29 protein-coding genes are annotated in these 23,815 nt (G+C 72.8%); 19 read left to right on the top strand and 10 right to left on the bottom strand.

The window, feature by feature from the left end:
• Nucleotides 1-2: 2 nt before the first annotated feature.
• Nucleotides 3-395, bottom strand: a complete 393-nt coding sequence (locus tag HYQ63_RS26830) for a helix-turn-helix domain-containing protein (RefSeq protein ID WP_179936459.1) — start codon at nt 393-395, stop codon at nt 3-5.
• 268 nt (nt 396-663) lie between these two features.
• Here HYQ63_RS26830 and HYQ63_RS26825 point away from each other — a divergent pair, with 268 nt between their 5' ends.
• The 3 genes from HYQ63_RS26825 (at nt 664) to HYQ63_RS26815 (ending at nt 4,197) form a co-directional block, all read left to right on the top strand.
• A complete protein-coding gene (locus HYQ63_RS26825; protein ID WP_179936458.1) occupies nt 664-1,257 on the top strand; it encodes a hypothetical protein in 594 nt (197 codons plus the stop codon).
• Between the two features lie 102 nt (nt 1,258-1,359).
• The gene (locus tag HYQ63_RS26820; protein ID WP_179936457.1) at nt 1,360-2,253 is read left to right on the top strand and encodes an alpha/beta fold hydrolase; all 894 of its coding nucleotides are present in this window, start codon (nt 1,360-1,362) and stop codon (nt 2,251-2,253) included.
• A gap of 90 nt (nt 2,254-2,343) precedes the next feature.
• Nucleotides 2,344-4,197, top strand: a complete 1,854-nt coding sequence (locus HYQ63_RS26815) for a gamma-glutamyltransferase family protein (protein WP_179936456.1) — start codon at nt 2,344-2,346, stop codon at nt 4,195-4,197.
• A gap of 19 nt (nt 4,198-4,216) precedes the next feature.
• Here HYQ63_RS26815 and HYQ63_RS26810 read toward each other — a convergent pair whose 3' ends face one another.
• The gene (locus HYQ63_RS26810; protein WP_179936455.1) at nt 4,217-4,729 is read right to left on the bottom strand and encodes a hypothetical protein; all 513 of its coding nucleotides are present in this window, start codon (nt 4,727-4,729) and stop codon (nt 4,217-4,219) included.
• A gap of 70 nt (nt 4,730-4,799) precedes the next feature.
• Between HYQ63_RS26810 and HYQ63_RS26805 the strand changes: the two genes are divergently transcribed.
• Nucleotides 4,800-6,290, top strand: coding sequence for a helix-turn-helix domain-containing protein (locus HYQ63_RS26805; RefSeq protein ID WP_179936454.1), 1,491 nt, complete (start codon nt 4,800-4,802; stop codon nt 6,288-6,290).
• Between the two features lie 305 nt (nt 6,291-6,595).
• Here HYQ63_RS26805 and HYQ63_RS26800 read toward each other — a convergent pair whose 3' ends face one another.
• The 3 genes from HYQ63_RS26800 to mfd form a co-directional block, all read right to left on the bottom strand.
• On the bottom strand, nt 6,596-6,991 hold the full coding sequence (locus HYQ63_RS26800) for a type II toxin-antitoxin system VapC family toxin (RefSeq protein WP_179936453.1): 396 nt from the start codon (nt 6,989-6,991) through the stop codon (nt 6,596-6,598).
• Entirely contained in the window at nt 6,988-7,266 is a 279-nt protein-coding gene (locus tag HYQ63_RS26795; RefSeq protein ID WP_055548406.1) for a hypothetical protein, read from the bottom strand. The genes HYQ63_RS26800 and HYQ63_RS26795 overlap by 4 nt, the downstream gene beginning before the upstream one ends.
• Nucleotides 7,267-7,346: 80 nt before the next feature.
• Nucleotides 7,347-10,877, bottom strand: a complete 3,531-nt coding sequence (gene mfd, locus HYQ63_RS26790) for a transcription-repair coupling factor (protein WP_179936452.1) — start codon at nt 10,875-10,877, stop codon at nt 7,347-7,349.
• Between the two features lie 234 nt (nt 10,878-11,111).
• On the opposite strand from mfd, the gene gvpO reads away from it, so the two are divergent.
• Genes gvpO through HYQ63_RS26750 form a run of 8 tightly spaced genes read left to right on the top strand, consistent with a single transcriptional unit; the run spans nt 11,112 to nt 14,545 of the window.
• Nucleotides 11,112-11,438 (top strand): gas vesicle protein GvpO, encoded by a 327-nt coding sequence (gene gvpO / locus HYQ63_RS26785; protein WP_179936451.1) that lies wholly within the window; start codon nt 11,112-11,114, stop codon nt 11,436-11,438.
• 47 nt (nt 11,439-11,485) lie between these two features.
• Complete coding sequence (gene gvpJ / locus HYQ63_RS26780) at nt 11,486-11,953, top strand: gas vesicle protein GvpJ (RefSeq protein ID WP_179936450.1); 468 nt, start codon at nt 11,486-11,488, stop codon at nt 11,951-11,953.
• Between the two features lie 3 nt (nt 11,954-11,956).
• Entirely contained in the window at nt 11,957-12,709 is a 753-nt protein-coding gene (locus HYQ63_RS26775) for a GvpL/GvpF family gas vesicle protein (protein ID WP_179936449.1), read from the top strand.
• On the top strand, nt 12,697-12,936 hold the full coding sequence (locus tag HYQ63_RS26770; RefSeq protein ID WP_179936448.1) for a gas vesicle protein GvpG: 240 nt from the start codon (nt 12,697-12,699) through the stop codon (nt 12,934-12,936). The genes HYQ63_RS26775 and HYQ63_RS26770 overlap by 13 nt, the downstream gene beginning before the upstream one ends.
• Complete coding sequence (locus HYQ63_RS26765; RefSeq protein ID WP_373689146.1) at nt 12,929-13,288, top strand: gas vesicle protein; 360 nt, start codon at nt 12,929-12,931, stop codon at nt 13,286-13,288. Before HYQ63_RS26770 ends, HYQ63_RS26765 begins: the two co-directional genes overlap by 8 nt.
• Entirely contained in the window at nt 13,285-14,049 is a 765-nt protein-coding gene (locus tag HYQ63_RS26760) for a GvpL/GvpF family gas vesicle protein (RefSeq protein ID WP_179936447.1), read from the top strand. Before HYQ63_RS26765 ends, HYQ63_RS26760 begins: the two co-directional genes overlap by 4 nt.
• Nucleotides 14,046-14,270 (top strand): gas vesicle protein, encoded by a 225-nt coding sequence (locus tag HYQ63_RS26755; RefSeq protein WP_055548419.1) that lies wholly within the window; start codon nt 14,046-14,048, stop codon nt 14,268-14,270. The genes HYQ63_RS26760 and HYQ63_RS26755 overlap by 4 nt, the downstream gene beginning before the upstream one ends.
• The gene (locus HYQ63_RS26750; RefSeq protein ID WP_063736643.1) at nt 14,267-14,545 is read left to right on the top strand and encodes a gas vesicle protein K; all 279 of its coding nucleotides are present in this window, start codon (nt 14,267-14,269) and stop codon (nt 14,543-14,545) included. Before HYQ63_RS26755 ends, HYQ63_RS26750 begins: the two co-directional genes overlap by 4 nt.
• 18 nt (nt 14,546-14,563) lie before the next feature.
• Here HYQ63_RS26750 and HYQ63_RS26745 read toward each other — a convergent pair whose 3' ends face one another.
• A complete protein-coding gene (locus HYQ63_RS26745) occupies nt 14,564-15,535 on the bottom strand; it encodes an NmrA/HSCARG family protein (RefSeq protein ID WP_179936446.1) in 972 nt (323 codons plus the stop codon).
• Nucleotides 15,532-16,494: an NADP-dependent oxidoreductase gene (locus HYQ63_RS26740; protein WP_179936445.1), complete on the bottom strand. Its 963-nt coding sequence runs from the start codon at nt 16,492-16,494 to the stop codon at nt 15,532-15,534. Before HYQ63_RS26740 ends, HYQ63_RS26745 begins: the two co-directional genes overlap by 4 nt.
• A gap of 131 nt (nt 16,495-16,625) precedes the next feature.
• On the opposite strand from HYQ63_RS26740, the gene HYQ63_RS26735 reads away from it, so the two are divergent.
• The gene (locus HYQ63_RS26735; RefSeq protein ID WP_179936444.1) at nt 16,626-17,600 is read left to right on the top strand and encodes a GlxA family transcriptional regulator; all 975 of its coding nucleotides are present in this window, start codon (nt 16,626-16,628) and stop codon (nt 17,598-17,600) included.
• A gap of 14 nt (nt 17,601-17,614) precedes the next feature.
• Here HYQ63_RS26735 and HYQ63_RS26730 read toward each other — a convergent pair whose 3' ends face one another.
• Nucleotides 17,615-17,950 carry a hypothetical protein gene (locus HYQ63_RS26730; RefSeq protein WP_179936443.1) on the bottom strand — a complete coding sequence of 112 codons (336 nt, stop codon included), beginning with the start codon at nt 17,948-17,950 and terminating at the stop codon, nt 17,615-17,617.
• Between the two features lie 166 nt (nt 17,951-18,116).
• On the opposite strand from HYQ63_RS26730, the gene HYQ63_RS26725 reads away from it, so the two are divergent.
• From HYQ63_RS26725 to HYQ63_RS26715, 3 genes are all read left to right on the top strand, one after another.
• Complete coding sequence (locus HYQ63_RS26725) at nt 18,117-18,971, top strand: helix-turn-helix transcriptional regulator (protein WP_179936442.1); 855 nt, start codon at nt 18,117-18,119, stop codon at nt 18,969-18,971.
• A 13-nt stretch (nt 18,972-18,984) separates the two neighbouring features.
• Nucleotides 18,985-19,197, top strand: coding sequence for a DUF397 domain-containing protein (locus HYQ63_RS26720; protein WP_179936441.1), 213 nt, complete (start codon nt 18,985-18,987; stop codon nt 19,195-19,197).
• A 157-nt stretch (nt 19,198-19,354) separates the two neighbouring features.
• A complete protein-coding gene (locus tag HYQ63_RS26715) occupies nt 19,355-19,762 on the top strand; it encodes a hypothetical protein (protein ID WP_179936440.1) in 408 nt (135 codons plus the stop codon).
• A 67-nt stretch (nt 19,763-19,829) separates the two neighbouring features.
• Here the strand turns inward: HYQ63_RS26715 and HYQ63_RS26710 are convergent, their stop codons facing one another.
• Entirely contained in the window at nt 19,830-20,231 is a 402-nt protein-coding gene (locus tag HYQ63_RS26710) for a VOC family protein (RefSeq protein ID WP_179936439.1), read from the bottom strand.
• Between the two features lie 111 nt (nt 20,232-20,342).
• On the opposite strand from HYQ63_RS26710, the gene HYQ63_RS26705 reads away from it, so the two are divergent.
• Together HYQ63_RS26705 and HYQ63_RS26700 are read left to right on the top strand one after the other, a co-directional pair.
• Nucleotides 20,343-21,563, top strand: coding sequence for a MerR family transcriptional regulator (locus HYQ63_RS26705; RefSeq protein WP_257232149.1), 1,221 nt, complete (start codon nt 20,343-20,345; stop codon nt 21,561-21,563).
• Nucleotides 21,564-21,574: 11 nt separating this feature from the next.
• Entirely contained in the window at nt 21,575-22,207 is a 633-nt protein-coding gene (locus HYQ63_RS26700; RefSeq protein ID WP_179936437.1) for a hypothetical protein, read from the top strand.
• Here HYQ63_RS26700 and HYQ63_RS26695 read toward each other — a convergent pair.
• Nucleotides 22,197-23,186: an aldo/keto reductase gene (locus tag HYQ63_RS26695; RefSeq protein WP_179936436.1), complete on the bottom strand. Its 990-nt coding sequence runs from the start codon at nt 23,184-23,186 to the stop codon at nt 22,197-22,199. The two genes, HYQ63_RS26700 and HYQ63_RS26695, sit on opposite strands and share 11 nt — an antisense overlap.
• A 111-nt stretch (nt 23,187-23,297) precedes the next feature.
• On the opposite strand from HYQ63_RS26695, the gene HYQ63_RS26690 reads away from it, so the two are divergent.
• On the top strand, nt 23,298-23,711 hold the full coding sequence (locus HYQ63_RS26690; protein ID WP_257232148.1) for an NUDIX domain-containing protein: 414 nt from the start codon (nt 23,298-23,300) through the stop codon (nt 23,709-23,711).
• The last annotated feature ends 104 nt before the right edge of the window (nt 23,712-23,815 follow it).

Raw genomic sequence — 23,815 nt, 5'->3', positions numbered from 1 at the left:
CGTCAGGCGGCCAGCCGCAGCCGGGCCTCGCCCTGATGGGAGTTCAGCCGCGCCTGCGGGGCGGCGGCGCCGGTCCTGCCCGGCCGCGCCCGCGCCCCCGTCAGCCGGATGATCTCGACCTGGGCCAGCGCGAGCAGATCGGCCAGCCCCAGGCCGAGGGCGCGGGCGGCGGCCGCGAGGACTTCCGACGAAGCCTCCTTGCGGCCCCGCTCCAGCTCGGAGAGGTACGGCATCGAGATCCGCGCCGCGTCGGCGACGTCCTTCAGCGTGCGCTGCTGTGCCTGCCGCTCCCGCCGCAGCACGTCCCCGACGACGTCCCGCCAGAGTGGCTCCTTGGCCGCGGGGGCGGGGCGCAGGGGGATGACGCGGGCTGGTTCGGGCGCGTGGCTGCTCATCCCCTCAGCGTAGAAGCGTCCCGCGCGGCGGCAAGGGGTTTCGCCGGTGTTCTGCCCCAGGCGAAAACCGGCACGCGGGCGAAAAACCGACGAGAAATGCCCGCATGGCCTCCGTATAGCGAGAGACGAACCGCCGCCGAAAATCATCCGAATGTCACTGCACATATCCTGCGGATCATTTCCGAAAAGCGTGGTGCTTCTCGTGCGGCACATGTCAGGATCACCTTCCCCATCGGAATCCGATCCAGTCATAAACAGGAATTTTCTCGTGCATAAAGCGACCTCTCTCGCCGCCACCGCTGTCGTGGTGCTGGCACTCACCCTCACCGGCTGCGGCAACGACGACGAGAAGGACTCGGGCCCCTTGGGCACCTCCGACAAGGCGGCGTCCGGACGGCCCGGCAAGGCCGACGCCACCACCTCATCGCCGAGTGCCGACGCCACCCGCAGCGCGAGCCCCGGCCCGAGCCGCACGCAGAAGGCCGAGAAGCGTCCCGGTACGAGCACCACCCAGCCCGACCGCCCGGCCGCCACGACCCCCTCGGTCCCTCGCACGACCCGCACCGCACCTCCTGCCCCCAGCAGCCCGGCCTCCGCGTCGGGCGTCCAGGGCACCTGGTACTACGCCGTGCAGGGCAAGAACGGCGCGCCCGTACTGACCGTCAGCGGCACGTCGTGGACCCTCTCGTACAACGGCAACTCCTGCTCGGGGACCATCACCGCCAGCCTGGCGATCAGCAGCACCTGCCAGGGCGAAACCGCCTCCGGTCAGGCCGTGGTCAGCAACAACGGCCAGAACCTCGCCTTCAACTGGACCACCGGCACCCCGGACCGCTTCGTCCGCACGAAGCCCGCGGGCTGACGGCGGACCCGCACCCTCCGGATAAAGCCCTTGACGGCGCGCGGCGACTAACGAGACGATACGTCTCGTTCGGTCGCCCGTCGCATCGAGAGGATCACTCCCATGGACACCGCACACAGAGACACCGCGTACGTCGAGGCCGCGCCCGGGGTGCGGTTGTGGACCGAGCAGCGCGGGGATGCGGACGCTCCGGCGCTGCTGCTGGTCATGGGGGCGCAGGCCGCCGGGCTGGGGTGGCCGGAGCCGTTGGTGGACGCGCTGGCCGAGCACCATCGGGTCATCCGCTACGACCACCGCGACACCGGCCGTTCCACCTGGTCCTACGAGCAGGACCCCTACCGGATCGCCGACTTGGCCGGGGACGTGGTCGCGGTGCTGGACGGGCTGGGAGTCGAGCGGGCGCATCTCGTCGGGATGTCGCTGGGCGGCATCCTCACCCAACTCGTCCTCGCCGACCATCCGGAGCGGGTGCTGAGCGCCACCCTGCTGGGCACCGTCGCGTGCAGCACCACCCCGTACGTCGCGCCCGACGGGACCCGTGTCCCCGTCGAGGAACTGCCCGGGGTGGATCCGCGGATCCTGGAGGAGTGGGCGCGGCCGGTGGAGGATCACGGGCTGGAGGCCGAGCTGGACCGGCGGGTCCGGCACTGGAAGCTGCTGAACGGTGACCACATCCCCTTCGACGCCGACTGGTTCCGGGAGCTGGAGCGCGGGATCATCGAGCACACCGGGCGCTACGACACCTCGGGCGCGCACGCCCGCGCCGATCAGTCCGGGCTGGTGCGCACCGACGCCCTGGCCGCGAACGAGGTGCCCACCCTCGTCCTCGCGCCCACCGCGGAGCCGGTGTTCCCGCTGCCGCATCCGCAGCATCTGGCCCAGGTCATCGGCGGCGCCCGGCTCGTGGAGATCCCCGGCATGGGCCACGCCCTGCCCCCGGCCGTGCTCGGGCCGCTCGCCGACGCGATCCTGGGGCACACGCTCAAGACCCCCTGACCCACCAGCGCACCGTGGACCGGTCCGTGGGTCGTGCGCGATGCTGGGCCGCACCTCGGCCGCGCACGTCCCCGCACTCCAGGGAGCCCCATGTTCACCACCCGGCCCACCCTCCAGGGCACGTACGGCATGGTGTCGTCCACCCACTGGCTGGCCTCGCAGTCCGCCATGGCCGTCCTGGAGGACGGCGGCAACGCGTTCGACGCGGCCGTCGCCGCCGGATTCGTCCTGCACGTCGTCGAGCCGCACCTCAACGGGCCCGCCGGTGAGGTGCCGGTGATCCTCGCCCCGGCGGGCTCGCCGCCCACCGTGCTGTGCGGGCAGGGCCCGGCGCCCGCCGGGGCCACCATCGACCACTACACCGGGCTCGGCCTCGACCTGGTGCCCGGCACGGGCCCGTTGGCCGCGGCCGTCCCCGGCGCCTTCGACGCCTGGATGCTGCTGCTGCGCGACCACGGGACGCGGCGGCTCGCCGAGGTGCTGCGGTACGCGATCGGGTACGCCGAGCACGGCCACCCCGCGGTGGAGCGGGTCGGCGAGACGGTCGAGACCGTACGGGAGCTGTTCGAGACCGAGTGGACGACGTCCGCCGAGCTGTATCTGCCGGGCGGGCGGTCGCCCGCCCCCGGGCGGCTGCTCACCAACCCCGCGCTGGCCGCCACCTGGCGGCGGCTCATCGCCGAGGCGGAGGCGGCAGGACCGGGGCGTGAGGCACAGATCGACGCGGCCCGCCGGGTGTGGCGCGAGGGCTTCATCGCCGAGGAGCTGGCCGCCGCGGCGGCCCGGCCCGCCATGGACTCCTCCGGGGAACGCCACGCGGGCACGCTCACCGGCGACGACCTCGCCGGTTTCGAGGCCACGTACGAGGACCCCGTCCGGTACACGTGGAACGGCTGGACCGTGTGCAAGGCCGGTCCGTGGAGCCAGGGGCCGGTCTTCCTCCAGCAACTCGCCCTGCTGCCGGACGGTCTTGGCGCGGAGGACCTGGGCGGGCCCGACTACCTCCACACCCTCATCGAGGGCAGCAAGCTGGCCATGGCCGACCGGGAGGCGTGGTACGGGGACGCAGGCGTGGACGTACCGCTCGCCGATCTGCTCTCCCGCCCGTACAACGACGCGCGGCGGGCGCTGGTGGGCGAGCACGCCTCGTACGATCTGCGCCCGGGGCACCCCGGCGGCCGCGAACCCCGGCTGGGCAAGCAGGCGCTGGCCGCCGTCGCCCGGTCGGCGACCGGGACCGCCGGACCGGCCGCCGCGCCCGGCAGCGGTGAGCCGACCGTCGGCGGCACGCCAACCGCGGGCGGCGAACCGACCGTCGGCGGGGACGGCGTGGTGCGGGGCGACACCTGCCACCTCGACGTCGTCGACCGCTGGGGCAACATGGTCGCCGCCACCCCCAGCGGCGGCTGGCTCCAGTCCAACCCCGTCATCCCCGCGCTCGGCTTCCCGCTCGGCACCCGGCTCCAGATGGCCTGGCTGGACCCCGGCCTGCCGAACTCCCTGACCCCCGGGCGCCGCCCGCGCACCACCCTCGCCCCGTCGCTCGCGCTGCGCGGCGACACCCCGGTCCTCGCGTTCGGCACACCGGGCGGCGACCAGCAGGACCAGTGGAGCCTGCACTTCTTCCTCCACGTCGCGCTGCGCGGCGACGCGGCCGTACGCTCCGGGCTGGACCTCCAGGGCGCCATCGACGCCCCCAACTGGCACCAGGAGAGCTTCCCCGGCTCCTTCCACCCCCGCGCGATGACGGCGGGCCGGGTCGTCGTGGAGTCGCGGATCGGCGAGCCCGCGGTGGCGGAACTGCGCCGCCGCGGCCACGACGTGGCGGTGGGCGAGGCATGGTCGGAGGGTCGGCTGTGCGCGGTGGGGCGCGACCCCGAGACGGGCGTACTGCTGGCCGGAGCCAACCCCCGCGGCGCCCAGGGCTACGCGGTGGGCCGCTGAGCCGTGGCGTAGCGGCGCCTCAGTCCGTGAGGCCCAGGTCCTCGCGCATGATCCGCCGCATCTCCGACAGCCGCGGTTCGGCGTCCTTCAGTTCGAGCAGCGCGACCGCGGCGGTCTCGCCCTCCCGGGGGAGACCGCGGTCGATGCGCTTGGCCACCGCGTCGATACCGGCGAGGACCGTGTTCAGGTCGCGGGACGCGGCGAGGACGCGCTCGGGGACGATCATCTGGGCCTCGGCGTACTGGTCCCGGTAGTCGCGGCGGGCCTCTTCCAGCCGTGCGCGGTCGTCGTCCGTGTAGACGCCGTCCCGGATGCGGTGCAGCGCGTCCTTGAGGAGGGTGTGGAACTGCCGGGAGGCGCGGTTCATGGCGGTGTAGGCGGCACGGCGCTCCTCGAAACGGCGGCGGCGGTCCTCGGTGAGGACCTCCTCCGCGCGCTGACGCGTCGTCAACCGCTGGTGCAGCAGGGGCGCGAAGAGCGTGCCGAGGACACCGACGACGGCAGTGATCATGGCGGCTATGACGGCGGACACCCCGCTGACGATAGCGGCCGCCGAAAAGGGCCTCACCAGCGCCGGACCGGAGGAACTAAGGTGCGGTTCCATGGCAGCTTCGCCCTCCGGCGCGCGAGCGGAACGCGCCGACGACGTGCTCGCCCTCGCCCGGCTCGCCTCCCGGCGCGGGGCGGTACGGGCCATGCTCGACTGGCTCACCCGGCGCGCCGGCGGCCCTGCCATGCTCATCGGAACCGACGGTTCCGTGCTGGCCACGGCGGACGACCCGCCGCCCGCCGCGTCGCTGCGGCGGCTCGCCTCCGAGGCGGCCGTCGCGCTGCACCGCCGCGGCGCCCCGTCCGGGGTGCTCGGCGGGGGCGAGGCGCGCCCCGTCCACCTGGTCTCGCTCGGGTCCGCGGAGAGCCGCGACCCGGCGCCGTACCTGGCGGTCGTCGCGCCCTCCGCACCGCGCTGCGGGGTGCTGCTCGCCGACGCGTCCCGCACCCTCGCCCTGAGCTGGCGGGTGGAGGAGGCCGAACGGGCGCGCCGCCGCGTCGAGTCGGCCGAGGCGCACAGCCGGGAGGCGGTGCTGCACCTGCTCATGGTCGGCAGCCTGCCCGCGGCGCAGCGGATCGCCGCCGCGCTGCGCCCGGCGCTGCCCGCCGTGCTCCAGGTGTATGTGATCGAGTGCCCGGTCGACCGGCGGCGCGAGATCGCGGCCCGCATCCGCGCCTCGGTACGCGGCCGGGCCTGGGTGGTGCCGTGTCCGGTGCGCCCCAACCACCTCATCTCCCTGGTCCCGACCCAGGGGGAGCCGGTCGCGCCGGACGGCGAGCCGCTGGACCGGCTGATCACCCGGCAGGAGACGGAGTGCCGGGTCGGGGTGAGCGCGGAGATCGCGCTGCGGGACACCCCGGTCGGCTACGAGCAGGCGTTCCATGCGCTGGCGGTGGCCCGCAACGCACCGCAGCGGTCCGCCGGTTTCGGCGGGCACAGCGATGTGACGGTCCTGTCGAGCCCGGAGGGGCACTCCTGGGCGAGCGAACTGCTGGCGCCGTGCCTGGAGTACGCGCCGACCCGCCGCGCCGACCCCGGCCCGGCGGAGCTGCTCGGCACCCTCGGCTCCTGGCTCAGCTTCGGCAGCGCGGCCAGCCGCCATCTGAAGATCCACCGCAATACGCTGGCCGCGCGGGTGCGCCACATCGACGGCCTGCTCGGCGTGGACGTCAGCCACAGCCTGGCCGCCCAGTCGGCCGCCTGGCTCGCGCTGCGGCTGCACCAGGCGCCCTGCGGCACGGCCCCGGCCGGGCACGCCGCCACCCTCGACGGTGTGCTGTCCGCGCCCACCGCCGCGGTCTGGGCGCGGGCCCAGCTGCGGCCGCTGGAGCAGGCGAAGCTGACGGCGGGCCCCGAGACCGTACGGGCCTGGCTGCGCGCCGACGCCCGGCTGCCCGCGGCCGCCTCCGCCCTCGGGATCTCGCTGCCCGGGGCCCGTAAGCGGCTGACCAAGGCCGAAGACGCGCTGGGGCGGTCGCTGCTGAGCGCGCCGAGCGCGAAGTACGAACTGTGGCTGGCGATGAGGGCGTTGGGCGACCTCTGAGCCGACCGCCCACAGATCACCGTTCGAACGGCAACCGCGCGGCGCGGTCACTGTGCACTTCGTTCCTCGCCGCCCCGGCCGCCCGCGCCTACTGTCCTGGGTGAGCCCGGCGGTCCGCTCCGGAACCCACCCGCCTCCCTCCCCAAGGCCGTGCCCGGCGGTTCCCCTCCGCCCGCGCGACTCCGCGATCCGGCCCGGCCCGCCGGGCCACCCACGCCGCGGCCTCCTCGGCCGTCCACCGACCCGGGGACGGGCGCCGCGCGACCACGGGGGTGTCGCGTGGCGTCCGACCCTGTCCGTACCCCTCAGCCGATCACCTCGATCACGCAGCGCGCCACGGTGCAGCGGCTCAGCCGGGCATCGCCGGTGATCAGCGGCGCCCGGTACGCCTCGGCGGCCGCGATGTAGGCGGCGTCGTAGCCCGAGACATTGCCGCGCAGCTCCCACATCCGTATCAGCAGCGACTGGATGCCGATCGCCTCGATCGACGCTCCGGTCAGGGCCGCCACGGCGTCCTCGGCACGGGCCGAGCTGATCTTCCCGCCGAGGAACCGGCCGCGTACGGCGTGGAAGGTCTCCACGACGAGATGGCTGGGCGCGGCCCAGTGCGGGTCCTGGGCGAGACGCGCGCGGGCCGCCTTCCCGGCGGCCCCGTCTCCCGTGAGCGCCTCGGTGAGCACGCTCGCGTCCACGATGATCACGCAGCCGCCCCCGGCCCGTCCGGCGGGAGACCGAGCCCGGCATCACGCGCGTCCCGCTCCGCGTCCCGCTCGCGCACGGTCTCCGCCATGGTGCTCGCGGCACCGTCGTCGCGGTCCTCGAACCGCTGGAGCAGCGCGATGTTGCCCGCCCGCTCCGCCTCGTTCTTGACCAGTTCCAGCAGATACCCCTGGAGCGACTGGCCGAGCTGGCGCGCCCGGTCGGCCAGTATGTCGCGCACCTCGTCCGGTACATCCCGAATCTGTAGAGCCACCATGCATGCATTTTCCATGCACGGTGGCTCCACCGGCAAGCCGGTTCCCCGGAAACGCGCCCATCACAGCCCGGGGCTCGCCGTCACGACCCCAGGATCGTCGTCAGGAACTCGCCCGTCCACGCCAGCAGTTCCCGCCCGACCAGCGGCTTTCCGCCGATGCGGGCGGTCGCCGGGCGGGGCACCAGGACCTGCTGGGTGGCGGGCTTGACGATCGCGCGCTGGTAGAGCCGCTTGAGGCGGAGTTCCTGGGACTCGCGCAGCTCCACCGGCCCGAAGCGGATGTTGGAGCCCTGGAGGGTGATGTCGCTGACGCCGCAGGAGCGGGCCAGCAGCCGCAGGCCCGCGACCAGGAGCAGGTTCTCCACCGGCTCGGGCAGCGGTCCGTAGCGGTCGGTCAGCTCCTCGCGGACGGCGCGGATGTCGTCCTCGCCGTTGGCCGAGGCGATGGCGCGGTACGCCTGGAGGCGCAGCCGCTCGCCCGGTGCGTAGTCGTGCGGGACGTGCGCGTCGACCGGAAGCTCGATCTTGACCTCCAGCGGCGCTTCCTCCTCCTCGGCGCCCTCGATCGCCGCCCGGTAGTCGGCGACGGCCTCGCCGACCATCCGTACGTACAGGTCGAAGCCGACGCCCGCGATGTGCCCGGACTGCTCGCCGCCGAGCAGATTGCCCGCGCCGCGGATCTCCAGGTCCTTCATCGCCACGTACATGCCGGCGCCCATCTCGGTGTGCTGGGCGATGGTGGCCAGCCGCTCGTGGGCGGTCTCGGTGAGCGGCTTCTCCGGCGGGTAGAGGAAGTACGCGTATCCGCGCTCGCGGCCTCGCCCGACCCGGCCGCGCAGCTGGTGCAGCTGGGAGAGGCCGAAGTTGTCGCCGCGCTCCACGATGAGCGTGTTGGCGTTGGAGATGTCGATGCCGGACTCGACGATCGTCGTGGAGACCAGGACGTCGAACTTCTTCTCCCAGAAGTCGACCACGACCTGCTCCAGGGCGCCCTCCGACATCTGGCCGTGGGCGGTGGCGATGCGCGCCTCGGGGACGATCTCGCGGAGCCGGGCCGTGGCCCGGTCGATGGACTCGACCCGGTTGTGGATGTAGAAGACCTGGCCCTCGCGCAGCAGCTCGCGGCGGATGGCCGCGCCGATCTGCTTCTGCTCGTACGGCCCGACGAAGGTCAGCACCGGGTGGCGCTCCTCCGGCGGGGTGGTGATCGTGGACATCTCGCGGATGCCGGTGACCGCCATCTCCAGGGTGCGCGGGATGGGGGTGGCGGACATGGTCAGCACGTCCACGTTGGCCCGGAGCTTCTTCAGCTGCTCCTTGTGCTCCACGCCGAAGCGCTGCTCCTCGTCCACGATGACCAGGCCCAGGTTCTTGAACTTGGTCTCGGAGGAGAACAGCCGGTGGGTGCCGATGACGACGTCGACCGAGCCGTCCCGCAGGCCCTCCAGGACGGCCTTCGCCTCGGTGTCCGTCTGGAACCGGGACAGCGCCTTGACCACGACCGGGAACTGCCCGTACCGCTCGGTGAAGGTGCCCATGTGCTGCTGGACGAGGAGCGTCGTCGGCACCAGGACGGCGACCTGCTTGCCGTCCTGGACCGCCTTGAACGCGGCGCGCACCGCGATCTCGGTCTTGCCGTAGCCGACGTCGCCGCAGATCAGCCGGTCCATCGGGACCGACTTCTCCATGTCCTCCTTGACCTCGCCGATGGTGGTGAGCTGGTCGGGGGTCTCCGCGTACGGGAACGCGTCCTCCAGCTCGCGCTGCCAGGGCGTGTCCGGACCGAAGGCGTGACCGGGGGCGGCCATCCGGGCCGAGTACAGCTTGATCAGGTCGGCCGCGATCTCCTTGACGGCCTTCTTGGCGCGCGCCTTGGTCTTCGTCCAGTCGGCGCCGCCGAGCCGGTGCAGCGTGGGGGCCTCGCCGCCCACGTACTTGGTGATCTGCTCCAGCTGGTCGGTCGGGATGTAGAGCCGGTCGCCGGGCTGGCCGCGCTTGGCCGGGGCGTACTCGACCACCAGATACTCGCGGGTCGCGCCCTGCACGGTGCGCTGCACCATCTCGATGTAGCGGCCCACGCCGTGCTGCTCGTGGACGATGAAGTCGCCCGCCTCCAGGGTGAGCGGGTCGATCGTCTTACGGCGGCGCGCGGGCATCCGCGCGCCCTCCTTGCCCGCCGCCTTCTGCCCGGACAGATCGGTCTCGGTGAGGACGGCCAGCTTCAGGCCGGGGTCGACGAAGCCGAAGTCGATGGAACCGCACGCCACGTGCACCACGGACGGCTTGATCTCGCCGAGGTCCGCGTCGAGCCGCGCCGCGATCCCCTCGCCGCTCAGCACCTCGACGGTGCGGGAGGCCGGGCCGTGGCCCTCGGTCACGTACACCGTGCGCCAGCCGTCGGCGAGCCAGCCCTTGGTGTCGGCCAGCGCGCGGGCGGTGTCGCCGCGGTACGACTCGGGGGCGTGCATGCCGAGCGTCAGGGTGTCCTCGTCAAGCTCGGCGTCGGCCGCGAACGGGCTCACCGACCACCACATCATGCCCAGCTCGCGCGCCCGGTCCCGGACGTCCGCCAGCCCCCACAGCGAGGCCGCGCCCACGTCGATGGGCGCCTCGCCGCCGCCCGCCGTGGCCGCCCACGACGCCTGGAGGAACTCCTGCGACGTGGCCACGAGGTCCGCCGCCCGGGTCCGCACCCGCTCCGGGTCGCAGACCACCGTCATGCTGCCCTCGGGCAGCACGTCCAGCAGCAGCTCCATGTCGTCGACCAGCACCGGGGCCAGGGACTCCATGCCCTCGACCGCGATCCCCTCGGCGATCTTGCCCAGCAGCTCGCCCAGCTCCGGGTGCTCCTCGGCGAGGGCCGCGGCCCGCTCCCGTACGTCGTCGGTCAGCAGCAGCTCACGGCAGGGCGGGGCCCACAGCCCGTGCTCGGCGACCTCCAGGGAACGCTGGTCCGCGACCTTGAAGTAACGGATCTCCTCGACGTCGTCGCCCCAGAACTCGACCCGCAGCGGATGCTCCTCCGTCGGCGGGAAGACATCCAGGATGCCGCCGCGCACGGCGAACTCGCCGCGCTTCTCGACCAGCTCCACCCGGGAGTACGCGGCGGCCGCGAGCCCGTCCACGACCTCCCCCAGATCGGCGCTCCGCCCGGCCCGCAGACTCACGGGCTCCAGCTCGCCGAGCCCCTTGACCTGCGGCTGCAACACGGATCGCACCGGCGCCACCACCACCGACACCGGCCCCGCGGCCGGGTCGTCGGGGCTCGGATGCGCGAGCCTGCGCAGCACGGCGAGCCTGCGGCCGACCGTGTCCGACCGCGGCGAGAGCCGCTCGTGCGGCAGCGTCTCCCACGACGGGTACTCCACCACCCCGTCCGGCGGCAGCAGCGACCGCAGCGCGGCCGCCAGGTCTTCGGCCTCCCGGCCGGTGGCGGTCACCGCGAGCACGGGCCGCCCCGCGGAGCGCGCCAGCGCGGCGACGGCGAAGGGCCGGGCGGCGGGCGGGCCGACCAGATCCACATGGGGGCGGTTTCCATCGGCGGCACCGCGCACCGCCTCGGCGAGCGCGGGGTCCCGTACGACGGCGTCGAGCAGACCGGTGAGGCTCATAAAGGGCTATTCCATCCCGGAGGCGGACAACGCGAATCACCCGACACGTCACACGGGCCGGGGGTCTTCCAGAGTACGGCCCCGCGCCGACATCCTCCGCCGGGTGTGGTTTGTCCGGTCATACGGGGACCGGCCCCGGGCCGTCGCATTCGGTGCACGCCGGAGGTACCCAGGGCCCGCGTCTGGCCCAGCTCAGCGCGCGCTCCGGCACACCCTGTGAACAGACTGATGCACATGGCAGAGCGAGAACGGCGCACGTCCGGCGCCGAGACCAGCCGCGGCAGGACGCGGGAGCGGGAGCGCGAGCCCGGGCCCGAGCAGGCGGCCGGGCACGCCTGCGACCGGCTCGCCGCGCTGATCACCCACCCCACCGAGGGGGTCTCCGCGGTGCGCCGGACCGAGGACGGCTGGCGGGTGAGCGTGGACGTGCTGGAGGTCGCCCGCATCCCCGATACGACGAGCCTGCTGGCCACGTACGAGGTGGACATCGACGAGCGGGGCGAGCTGCGCGAGTACCGGAGGGTCCGCCGCTACCGGCGCGGTGCGGCCGACGACTGCTGAGCCGACGACTGCTGGGCCGACGACTGCGGAAAGGACCCGCCCCGACCATGGCACCCACCACCTACACCGAAGAGGTCGTCTGCGTTCCGCGGGCGGGCACCCTGTACGACGTCATGGAGCTGATCCTCGACCGCGGCATGGTGATCGACGTGTTCGTCAGGGTCTCCCTGGTCGGCATCGAGATCCTGAAGATCGACGCCCGGGTCGTGGTCGCGAGCGTGGACACGTACCTCCGCTTCGCGGAAGCCTGCAACCGCGTGGACCTCGAACACGACCGCACCAGCCGCACCGTGCCCGAGCTGTTCGGCGGAGGCGGGGGCGGCGGCAGCGCGGCCGGGGCAGTGGCCCAGGGGCTCGGCAAGCGGAAGGTCAAGAAGGCGGTCGGCGCCGTGGAGGACAAGGTCAAGCAGGCCGTCGGGGGCGGCGACGAGGACGAACCGGAAGAGGAGCCCCGGCCGCGGCGCCGCACCGGCACCGCGCCCGCCCGCACCCGCCGCCGCTCCGAGGAGGACTGACCCATGGCCGAGAGCGCCGCGACCGCCGCGCCCCGCAGCGTGTACGTCTACGGCGTCGTCCACGCCCGCCGCGTCCTGCCGCCCGGCCGCACCGGCGTCGGCGAACACCCCGCCCCGCTGCGCACGCTGCGCGCCGGTGAGCTGGCCGCCGTCGTCAGCGACGCCCCCGCCGGGCTGCGCGCCAAGCGGCGCGACCTCCTCGCCCACCAGGAACTGGCGCTGGCGCTCGCGGCGGACGGCCCGGTGCTGCCCATGCGCTTCGGGATGGTCGCGCCCGACGAGGAGATGGTGCGGCGCCAGCTGGAGTCCTCGCACGGCGACTGCCTCGCCGCCCTCCACCGGGTCGACGGCCGGGTCGAGATGAACCTCAAGGCGGTCCCCGCCCAGGGCGATCTGCGGTCGCTGGTACGCGAGGACCCCGAGGTCGCCCGGCTGCGCGCGGCCGCCCGCCGCACCCCGGGCTACGAGGCCAGCCTGCGGCTCGGCGAGGCCGTGGCCCGGGGGCTGACCCGCCGGGCCACGGCCACCACCGCCGCCGTGCTGGCCGAGCTGTCGGAGGTGGCGGACGAGCGGGTCGCCGGGCCGGAGGTGCCGGGGTGCGTGCTCAACGCGTCCTTCCTCCTCGCCCGGGAGGAGCTGCGCCGGTTCCGCGCCGTGGTGGAGCGGCTGGCCGCCGAGCACGGCGGCCACGTCGAGCTGCGGCTGACCGGGCCGCTGCCCTGCTACAGCTTCGTGGAGCCCGCATGGGCGTGCTGAGCGAGATCGCGCTCCTCCCGCTGGCGCCCGTACGGGGCGTCGTGTGGGTCGCGGACTGCCTGCGGGACGCCGCGGAACGGGAGCTGCACCACCCGTCCGTGATCCGGGCCCGGCTCGCCGCCCTGAACGAGGCCCTGGAGTCCGGCGCCATCGGCCCCGACGAGTTCGACCGCGAAGAGGACCGACTGCTCGACCTGCTGGAACGAGGGACGACGCGCCGTGACTGACCGCCCCGACCGCGACCTGCTGTGCACCCCTCCCCCGACCACCGGCCCGCCCACGTCCGACCTCGCCGAGATCCTGGAACGCGTCCTCGACAAGGGCATCGTCATCGCCGGGGACATCAAGATCGACCTGCTGGACATCGAACTGCTCACCATCCGGCTGCGGCTGTTCGTCGCGTCCGTGGACACCGCCCGCAAGGCCGGGATCGACTGGTGGGAAACCGATCCCGCGCTGTCCTCGCGCGCCCGACGGGACGCCCTCGCGGAGGAGAACGAGAGGCTGCGGGAGCAGTTGGAGTCCTACGAGTCGGGCGAACTGACCGCGGCGGGCTCGGCGGGAGGCGACGGCGCATGACCGCCACGCTCACTTACGCCTACGCGGTCTGCCGCCCGTACGACGGCCCCGCGCCGACGGGACTGACCGGACTCGACCCGGTCAGCCCCGTCCGTACGCTGCCCGCAGGCCCGCTCACCGCCGTCGTCCAGGACGTACTGGCCTCCGACCACACCGAAGAGGCCCTGCGCCGACGCCTGTCCGACCGCGCCGAACTGGAGCGCTGCGCCCGCGCCCACCACGAGGTGATCACGGCCGTCTCCTCGGTCACCGCGACCGTCCCCCTCCCGCTGGCCACCCTCTACCGTGGCGACGAACGGGTCCGGGAGGCCCTGCGCTCGAAACAGACCGCGTTCCTCACCGCCCTCGACCGGCTCGCGGGCCGCGCCGAATGGGGCGTCAAGGTCTACGCCCCCGCCGCGCCCGCCACCCCCGCGCCGGACCCCGCCCCACTCACCGGCCGCGCCTACCTGGACCGCGTACGCAACCGCCACCAGGGCCGCGAACAGCGCCAGAACGCCGCCCTCCAGGCGGCCGAACGCGTGGACGCCGTCGTCCAAAGCCTCGCCGTGGCCACGCGGCGCCTACGCCCCCACGGCCCCGAGGTCACCGGCAAGGACCGCACCCACATCCTGAACGCGGCCTACCTCCTCGACACCGCCCGCACCCGCGAACTCCGCGCCGCGCTGACCTCTCTGCGCCGCGACGAGCCCGCGATCCAGATCGAGTTGTCGGGCCCCTGGGCCCCGTACTCCTTCACCGACGCCGGGGCCGCCCCATGACCACCGCCGCCTGGGGCACCGTTCCCGCCGAGGCCCACGGCCCCATCGGCGTCCCCCTCGTCGACCTCCTCGACCGCGTGCTCGCCACCGGGGTCGTCGTCAGCGGCGACCTCGTCATCGCCATCGCCGAGGTCCCCCTCATCCGGCTCTCCCTGCACGCCCTGCTCTCCTCCGTCAACGAACGCGTCCCGGCCCCCTGGACGGACGGCGGTCCCCTGTGACCGACACCCGCGTCGACCTCGACCCCGAAGCGATGGGCCGCGACCTGGTCGCCCTCGTCCTCACCGTGGTCGAACTCCTCCGCCAGCTGATGGAACGCCAGGCCCTGCGCCGCATCGACGCGGGCGGCCTCACCGACGCCCAGATCGACCACATCGGCACGACGCTGATGCACCTGGACCAGCGGATGACGGAGCTGTGCGACCAGCACGGCCTGACCCTGGAAGACCTCAACCTCGACCTCGGCCCGCTGGGCACCCTGCTCCCCCGCGACTAGTACTCCCCCGCCACATGGTCATCCCGCGGCGGTGCCGTCCCATCCGGTGCTGGTCAACCAGTCGCCGAAGGTGGCCAGTTCGGGGTGCAGAGTGCGCAGGGCCTCCAGGTCACGGTCCCGGGAGAGGAGGTCGCGGTCCTGGAAAAAGGCGAACATCGCGGCCAGGTCGTGGCCGATCCCCGGTAGGGACCGGCTGAACTCGTCGAGGTCCACCGCCTGGTAGACGCTCGGCACACCGGTCGCCTTCTCGAACGCCGCCGCGATCTGGTCACCGGTGAGGGCGTCGGCGGCGATGCGCAGGGTCCGGCCGCCCCAGTCGTCCCAGTGGTCGAGCTGATGGCGGGCGAAGAAGGCGATGTCGTCCAGCGCGATCAGGGGCCAGCGACCGGCCTCGCCGAGCGGCAGGGCGAACACGAGGCCCTCACGTCCGTCGGGCAGCCGGGTCCGGCGCGGCGCGAAGCCGTACAGGTTCTCGAAGTACGGTGCGGTCACCAGGACGGCGACGTGCCGTGAATACCAACCGTCGGTCTCCTGCCGCATGGCCTCTTCGGAGCGCTGGAGCGCGATGTGGGCCTCCACCGCGGCCTTCGCGTCGTAGTGCGGGACCGGGATACGCCCGTCGGTGAGGACGGCGGCGTAGTCCAAGGACGACCAGACGAACCGGTCCACCCCGGCCTGCTGCGCCGCGCGCAGGGCCCGCAGCCCCTGTGCGTACTCCTGCTGAGGGCTGGCGGTGGCGAAGAAGTCGGTGTTGCAGAAGACCTGGTCGACACCTTGGAAGGCATCCTTCAGGGACTGTTCGTCGTCCAGGTCGCCGCGGACCGGCCGAACGTCACCGGGGGTGTTCTCGACCAGGGCACGGGCCCGGTCCGAGGACGGGTCGCGCGTCAGCACCCGTACGACGGTGCCGGGCCGTGCGGCGAGGGCGCGGACGACCCGGGTCCCCATGGCCCCGGTGCCCCCGACCACGAGCGCGGTCGTCGACGTCACCGCGCCACCTCCAGCACGAGCTTGCCGCGGGTGCGGTTGGTCTCACCCAGCCGGTGCGCTTCGGCGGCCTGTTCCAAGGCGAAGCCGCGTTCGACCTCGACCCGGAGCGCGCCGGAGTCGACCAAGCCGGCGATGGCCCTCAGGGCGGCGGCGTCCGGCTCGACCAGCAGCGGGCTGGTGCGTACCCCCGCCTGTCCGGCCGCGGCGGCCAGTCCGTCCGAGACACCTCCCGGGATGGAGATGATCAGGCCGCCGGGCCGGGCCACCGACACCGATCGCACGTCGGTGTCATCCGCGGCGCCCATCAGGTCGATGACGACATCGACCTTGCCGGTGGCCTCCTCGAACCGCTGCCGGGTGTAGTCGATCGTCTCGTCCGCGCCCAGTTCCTTGAGCCAGGCGTGCCGGGGCTCGCGGGCGGTCGCGATCACCTCGGCGCCGAGGTGCTTGGCGAACTGCACCGCCAAGTGCCCCACACCACCGGCCGCAGCGTGCACCAGCACCCGCTGCCCGCCGGTGACGCGCGCCGTGTCGACCAGGGCCTGCCAGGCCGTGAGCGCCGCGAGCGGCAGAGCCGCGGCCTCTGTGTGCGAGAGCGAGGCGGGCTTGCGGGCGAACTGGCGGGACGGCGCCGTGACGAACTCGGCGTACGCGCCGGCCGGGCGCGGGAACCACGGCATGGCGTAGACCTCGTCGCCGGGTGCGAGCGTCGTGACGCCGAAGCCGACCTCCTCGACGACGCCGGAGACGTCCCAGCCGAGGATCAGCGGCAGCGTCTGTAGCCCGGCCATGCCGTGGCCCGCACGGGTCTTCCAGTCCACCGGGTTGATTCCGGCGGCGTGCACGCGCACCAGCACCTCGGTCGGCAGCGGCTCGGGACGCGCGACCCGGTCGGCGGTCAGCACTTCCGGTCCGCCGAACTCCTTGATGGTGACGGCGCGCATCGTCTGCTCGCTCATTTTTTTCCTCGCTCATATCCGCTTCGCGTGTTCTTCGGTCCGGGCGCAGGAGCCCCGGACACGTTCCAGCCTCGCCGACGCGCGGAGACGCCGTGAGTGGCCGGACAGCCACCTGTCGTACCATTCCGGCCATGCCACATCGTGTTGCCGTTCTCGCCCTCGACGGGGTCATGCCGATGGACCTGGGCATCGCGGCCCGGGTGCTCAACGAGGCTCTCGACCCGGCCGGGGCACGGCTCTATTCCGTGACGACCTGCTCGCTCGGCGGCCGGCCGGTCCACACGAACGAGGGCTTCCGGATCGTCGTCGACAACGACGAGTCGCTCCTGGAGGGTGCGGACACCGTGGTGATCGCCACCCAGGAGCCCGGCGAACACCTCCTGACCACCGGCGAGCTGCCCGCCCGGATCGCCGCGGCCTTCACCCGGATCGGACCCGAGACCCGCATCGTCAGCCTGTGCACATCGGCCTTCCTCCTCGCGGCGGCCGGTCTGCTGGACGGACTGCGGGCCACTACGCATTGGGCGCTGTGCGGCCAGTTCACCCGGCTGTTCCCCGACATCGAGGTCGATCCGGACGTGCTGTTCGTCGACAACGGACGCATCCTGACGGCTGCCGGCGGGGCGGCGGGCCTCGACCTGTTCCTCCACCTGGTCCGCAAGGACCACGGCGCGACCGTGGCCACCGCCGCGGCGCGACGGTGCGTGGTGGCTCCCTGGCGCGAGGGCGGACAGGCGCAGTTCATCGAGCACCCGGTACCGCAGGATGCCGACCGTTCCACCTCGGCCACCCGCCAGTGGGCACTGAACCGGCTGGCCGAACAGGTCACGCTGCGGGAGATGGCCCGCCACGCCCATATGAGCGAGCGCACCTTCACCCGGCGGTTCCGCGCCGAGGTGGGCACGAGCCCCCTCCAATGGCTGCTGCACAGCCGACTGACCCAGGCGCGCCGTCTGCTGGAGTCCAGCGACCTGACCGTCGCACGGATCGCCACCGCCTGCGGCTTCGGGGACCCCGTCGCGCTGCGCAAGCACTTCCACGCCCACCTCGGCCTGTCCCCACTGGCCTACCGCCGCGCCCACTGCGCCCCTGAACCGACCGGGTGATCGAGGCGACTCCCTCAGGCCGCCTCGGCCGGATCGAACGTGGCGGCGCGCGACGGCGTGAGCCACACCAGCCGCGCGGTCACGCCCTCCAGCAGCGCGAAGTGCCGCATGGCACGGTCGGGCGAGGGCAAGCTGAACCGCCGCCGCCCGTCGACGCTGGTCACATCCGCGCGCCCGTCCTCGTACGCCATCCCCCACGCCGCGACCTCGGCGTCCCGCCAGCCGTCGTCCAGAGCGAATTCCTGGACGACGGCGAAGAGTCGGGGTGCGGTGTCGAGGACGAGCGAGCGCACTTCTTCGTCGAAATCGAACGGCTCGGAGGGGGAATTCTGTGGGGATACCGTGGCCATCGATGTCTCCTGTCACGAGGAGGAGTTGAACAGAACAACGCCCTGACCTGGCGCATGAGTTACACCATAGGTCGCCGCTATGATGCGGCCAACAGAATCGATGGGATACGTCATAACACCCCTCGTGTGGGTGACGGCGCAGCCATGTGAGCGAGGGGAACGCGCGATGGCCCGGATCAAGCTTCCGCCGACCATCCGGCAACGACGACTCGGCGCCGAACTGCGCCGCCTCCGCGAACGGGCGGACCTCAACGCCACGCAGGCGGGCGCGCTCCTCGGTTCGTCGCAGTCACGCGTCAGCAGCATCGAGTCCGGCGCCTACGCCGTCAGCGCGGACCGGGTACGGGCGATGGCCCGCGCGTACGGCTGCACGGACTCGGCGCTGATCGAAGCGCTCGCCGGAATGACGGGCGGCCGGACGCGTGGCTGGTGGGACGAGTACCGCGACATCCTCCCGCCGAGCATGCTCGACATGGCCGAGTTGGAGCACCACGCCCAGGCGATGCGGATCGCCTGCGTCATCCACCTGCCGGGCCTCCTACAGACCAGGGATCACGCTCGCGTCATCATCAGCGCCGTCGAACCGCCGCTCTCCCCACCCGAGATCGAGCACCGGGTGTCCTACCGGATCAAACGGCAGGCGATTCTCTACGGTGAGCAACCGACCCCGCTGGACGCGATCATCCACGAGGCCGCTCTGCGCATGGATTTCGGCGGACCCGATGTCGCCCGCGCGCAGCTTGAACACCTGCTCTCCCTGAGCGAGCAGGAACACATCACGGTACGGGTGATCCCCTTCGGCTCAGGCGCCTTCCCCAGTTCCGGCCAGGCGATCGTGCACCTCAGCGGAGAGGTTCCGCATCTGGACACCGTCGAACTCGACACGGACCATGGCTCCGAGTTCCTGGACACCCAGCCCCAACTCGCCAGGTACCGCAGCACGCTGGACCGCATGGCGACCCTCGCGCTCGCACCGACGGAGTCGCGCGACATGATTTACCGGATCGCACAGGGCCTCTAGCGAAGGAACCTCCGTGTCCCCCAACACCTGGCGGAAGTCGTCGTACAGCGGCAACGCGGCCAACTGCGTCTACGTACGCGGCGACCGCGACGGCACGCTCCATCTGCGCGAGAGCGACGTGCCCGAGGTCACGCTCGCAGCGGCTCCCACCACCTTCGGCGCCTTCATACGCGCCGCCAAGGCAGGCGCCCTCGACCGCCTCACCACCCCTCCTGCATGCGACTGAGGCTCATAGCGGATCGTGTGCCAACGAGGCGGGCCGCGCCGGATGCGGACAACCGGGTGATGGTGCAGTCTGAAGCCAAGGGCAGGATCCACCCTCTTCTGCTCCGGCATGCAGACGAACTGACCCGTCGCAGCCGGGCCGACAGCCGGGAGGACCGATGACAGTCACCACAGTCGCCGCCGAAATCAAGAAGTCGAAGCTCGCCAAGAACGCCGAGGAGTTCAGCGCTCTGGGCGAGAGCGGAGAGGATTGGTTCGTCCAGTCGGCTGATGACTTCCGCCGCCTTCGCGCCGATCGAGAAAACATCCTCGCCAGACTCCCGGAATCTGAATTTTCGAGCTTCCTCGGAAGTCTGAAGTTCAGCACCAAGGGCACCCTCGCCAGCGCCTGCTACCGGCCCTTGATGTCCGTTCTGACGCTGAGCGAGATTTTCGAGGTATTCGAGCACTGCGGAATGGCGCGAGAGTACACCGTGGAGTGCCTTGAATACGAGTGCAGAAACGGAAAGTGCAAGTTCGACTTCTGGTCACTCTGCACGCACGACTGCGGAGCCTGCCTGGAGTGAATTTTCTCGGCACACGCCGGGAGCCGGTCCGCCCCCGTGTGCGGACCGGCTCCCGGTGGGGCGGGGCTCAGCCGTTCTCCACGACCATCAGGGCGTTGCCGTCCGCGTCGCGGAAGCTGAACATCGGTGGGACCGGGGCGCCCCAGCGCTGGACCTCCGGGTCGGTGTCGACGCCGCGTGCACGCAGGGTGGCGTGGTCGGCGTCGATGTCCTCGGAGGTGAGGATCAGGCCGGTCTCGTAGGCCGACGCCTGCTGGCCCTCGCGCGGGAGGACGAGCGCGATGCCGGTCGGGGCGCCCGCCGGGGCGACCTCGATCCAGCGGTAGCTGTCGCCGTAGGGGATGTCGGCGCGCTTCTCGAAGCCGAGGGTGTTGACGTAGAAGTCCAGCGCCCGGTCCTGGTCGGCGACGGTGATGGCGACCCGGCCGATCTCCGTGAGCCGGGTGCCTTTCGCGTCGGTAGCGGTCATGGTGGCCTCCCTGGTGGTGATGGTTCTGCCGTTATGACCGGGGTGCGGCGCGGAACTCATCGGTCGGCGTCGATTGACCTTCGAGCCGCTTGAAGGCCCAGCATGGCGGCCATGGACGACGACGAGTCCCTGATGGGCATCGGCACCTTCGCCCGCCGGGTCGGGCTGGCGCCGAGCGCGCTGCGGTTCTACGACGACTGCGCGGTGCTGCGGCCCGCGCGGGTGGACGCGGCGACCGGATACCGGTACTACGCCCCGGAGCAGGCGCCCCGCGCCACGCTGCTGCGCCGCCTGCGGGAGGCCGAGCTGCCGCTGGTCGAGGCGACGACCGTGCTGGACGGGCCGCCCGAGGAGGCCCGGGAGGTGCTGCGGGACCATCTGCGGAGGACCCGGGAGTCGGCGGCAGCCGCCCGCGCGGCGATCGAGGACGTGCTGCGCGCGTTGCCGGGCGGGGCGCGGTGCGGGCGGGCCCGGGTCGGCGGCGCCGAGTTGGCGGGCGCGGTGCGGCAGGTGGGCTCGGCGGTGGCGGAGGGTGCGGTACGGGAGGAGTTCCCGGTGCTGGGCCGGGTGCTGCTCGAACTGGCCGACCAGGAGTTGCGGCTCGTGGCCACCGACCGCTACCGGCTCTCCGTACGCGCGCTACGGCCGCTCGCGATCAGCGGCGAGCCGTGCGGGCTGCCGGTCGGCGTCGAGGAGCTGCGGGACCTCGCGGGCTGGGCCCGGGGGCTGCCGGAGGTCGCGATCGAGGTCGACGGTCCCGAGGTGCGCGTACGGGGCGGGGGTGAGGAGCGGGCGCTGTCCGTCGCGGACGAGGCGTTCCCCGCGTACCGCATGGTCCTGGACGGGCTCGCGGACGCCCGGCACCGGGTGATCACCGACCGGGCGGCGCTCTGCGCGGCCGTCGCGGAGCGGGGCGGCGACGGGCCGGTCGTGCTACGGACCGGCGACGGCGTGCTGTCGGTCGAGGGCAGCCACCCGCTGCCCACCGTCCGGGACGACGACCGGCTGGGTGCAGCAGGCAGCGCCGCCGCAGGGGACTCCGCCGCACGGAGCACCACCGCAGAGGGCACCGCCGCGCGGGGCACCCCGCCGGCCGACGCCGCCGACGGCAATCCGCTGCCCGCCGTCGCAGGCGGCCGCGCCTTGCCCGCCCTCCGCACCGGGCCGCCGCTGCGCATCGCCTTCGACCCGGCCGTCCTGCTGCCCGCGCTGGAGGCGAGCGTGGGGCCGGATGTGTTGCTGGAGGTCGCCTCGGACGCCGAGCCCGTTGTCGTCCGCTCCGCCGACCAGGGCAGTTTCACGACCCTCGTCATGCCCGTACGGACCCCGTGAAGGAGACCTCGATGAATCCCGACGACCCCGTCGTCCGACTGTGCGTGCAGGGCATGGCCGCCGAGGCCGAGGGCCGGGACGGCGACGCCCGTGCCTGCTTCCGGCAGGCGTGGGACGCCGCCGCCGACGACTACGGGAAATGCGTGGCCGCGCACTATCTGGCCCGGCACCAGAGCACCCCCGAGGAGACGCTGCGCTGGAACCAGGAGTGCCTGGACCGCGCGGACGCGGTCGGTGACGACCGGGTCCGCGGGTTCTACGCCTCGCTGCACGTCAACATGGGCTCGGCGTACCGGGCCCTGGGCGACGCGGATCGGGCGCGTGAGCACTACGTACGCGCCGCCGCGCACATCGGCGACGTACCGCCGGGGGGTTACGCGGACTGGACCCGGTTCGGCATCGCCGACGGGCTGCGTACGACCCGTAAGAGCGGAACGCTCGCCGCGCTGGTGGAGCGGCTGTGTGCCCGCGGCGAGCTGCGGGCCCTCGGCGTGATCCTGCCGCCGTACCTGGGCGACCTCGGCACGGAGGAGGACCGGGAACGGCTGGTCACCGCGCTGCGCATGGTGCACGCCGCCCGCTGGCTGCCGGACGGGGAGCAGGATGCGCTGGGCGCGGTGATCAACGAGCTGATCAGCGGTTGACGAAGGTGAGGCTCTTCGCGTCGTAGCGGGTTCCGGCCACCTGGTCGGCCGGGGCCGCCGCGTCGATCGCGGCCAGCTCCTCCGCCGACAGCTCGATGGCGACCGCGGCGAGGTTCTCCTCCAGGTACTTCTCGCGGCGGGTGCCCGGGATCGGCACCACGTCGTCGCCGCGGTGCTGCACCCAGGCGAGGGCGAGCTGACCGGCGGTGACGCCCTTCTCGGCGGCCAGTTCGTTGAGCTTGTCGACGATGGCCAGGTTCTGTTCGAGGTTGCCGTCCGCGAACCGCGGCTGGGTGCGGCGCACATCGGTCTCCGGCAGGCCCTCGACGGAGGTGTAGCGGCCGGTCAGGAAACCGCGGCCGAGCGGGGAGAACGGGACGAGGCCGACGCCGAGTTCGCGGCAGACCGGGGCGGTCTCCGCCTCCAGGTCCCGGGTCCACAGCGACCATTCGCTCTGGAGCGCCGCGATGGGGTGCACCGCGTGGGCACGGCGGATGGTCTCCGCGCTCGCCTCGGACAGCCCGAGGTGGCGCACCTTGCCCGCCCGGACCAGCTCGGCCATCGCGCCGACCGTCTCCTCGATGGGGACGTCGGGGTCGACGCGGTGCTGGTAGTAGAGGTCGATGTGGTCGATGCCGAGGCGGCGCAGCGACGCGTCGCACGCCTCGCGGACGTACGCGGCGTCACCGCGGATCGCGGTGGGCTCGCCCAGCCGGTTGGCGAAACCGAACTTGGTGGCCACGACCGCCTGCTCGCGGCGCGCCCCGGTCAGGGCGCGGCCGAGCAGCTCCTCGTTGTGGCCGGAGCCGTAGAAGTCGGAGGTGTCCAGCAGGGTGACGCCGAGGTCGAGGGCGCGGTGGATCGTGGCGATCGACTGCGCGTCGTCCGAGTCGCCGTAGCCGTGGCTCATCCCCATGAGCCCCAGGCCCTGTGCGCCGACGGTGAGTTCGCCCAGGCGGCGGGTGGGCAGTTCGGACATTGGGTGCCTCCTTCGTGGTCGTGACGATCACGCTAGGAGTTGGAGCGCACTCCAAGTCAACCGGGAAAATCGCTGGCCAGGAGCGAGGTTCCGGCTGCCAGAATCGCCCGTATGACGTACGAGGACGAAGTGTCCATGTCGGTGGTGGCCGCCGCGATCGTCCAGCGGGGACGGCTGCTGGTCGTGAGCAAGAAGGCGGCGCCCGAGGTGTTCTATCTGCCCGGCGGGAAGCCGGATCCGGGCGAGGCGCCGCTGGAGACGCTGGCCCGGGAGCTGGACGAGGAGCTGGGTGTGGCCCCGCTGGAGCCGCGGCTGCTGGCCGAGGTCGAGGGGGTGGCCGTGCTGGAGCGGGTGCCGATGCGGCTGACGGTGTTCGAGGCGCGCATCGACCGGGAGCCCCACCCGGCGGCCGAACTGGCGCACATGCGCTGGATAACGGGCGGCGAGAGCGATGTCCGGCTCGCCGGGGCCATCCGGAACCATGTGGTGCCCCTGCTCCGCACCGGGGGCGCGCTGGCGGCATAGAGCTGGCAGCGCAGAGAACGTGAAAACGGGACCGGCCCGGTGCGCTCCCCCGTCGCACACCGGGCCGGTCCCTCGCTGCCCCTCCCCCCATAGAAGGGGCAGCC

Origin of the sequence: Streptomyces sp. Rer75 (assembly GCF_013414305.1) — a bacterium.
In the GTDB taxonomy this organism is placed as follows: Bacteria; Actinomycetota; Actinomycetes; order Streptomycetales; family Streptomycetaceae; genus Streptomyces; species Streptomyces himastatinicus.
The sequence above is the reverse complement of the archived record's forward strand: the minus strand, read 5'-3'. Positions and strand labels throughout refer to the sequence as shown.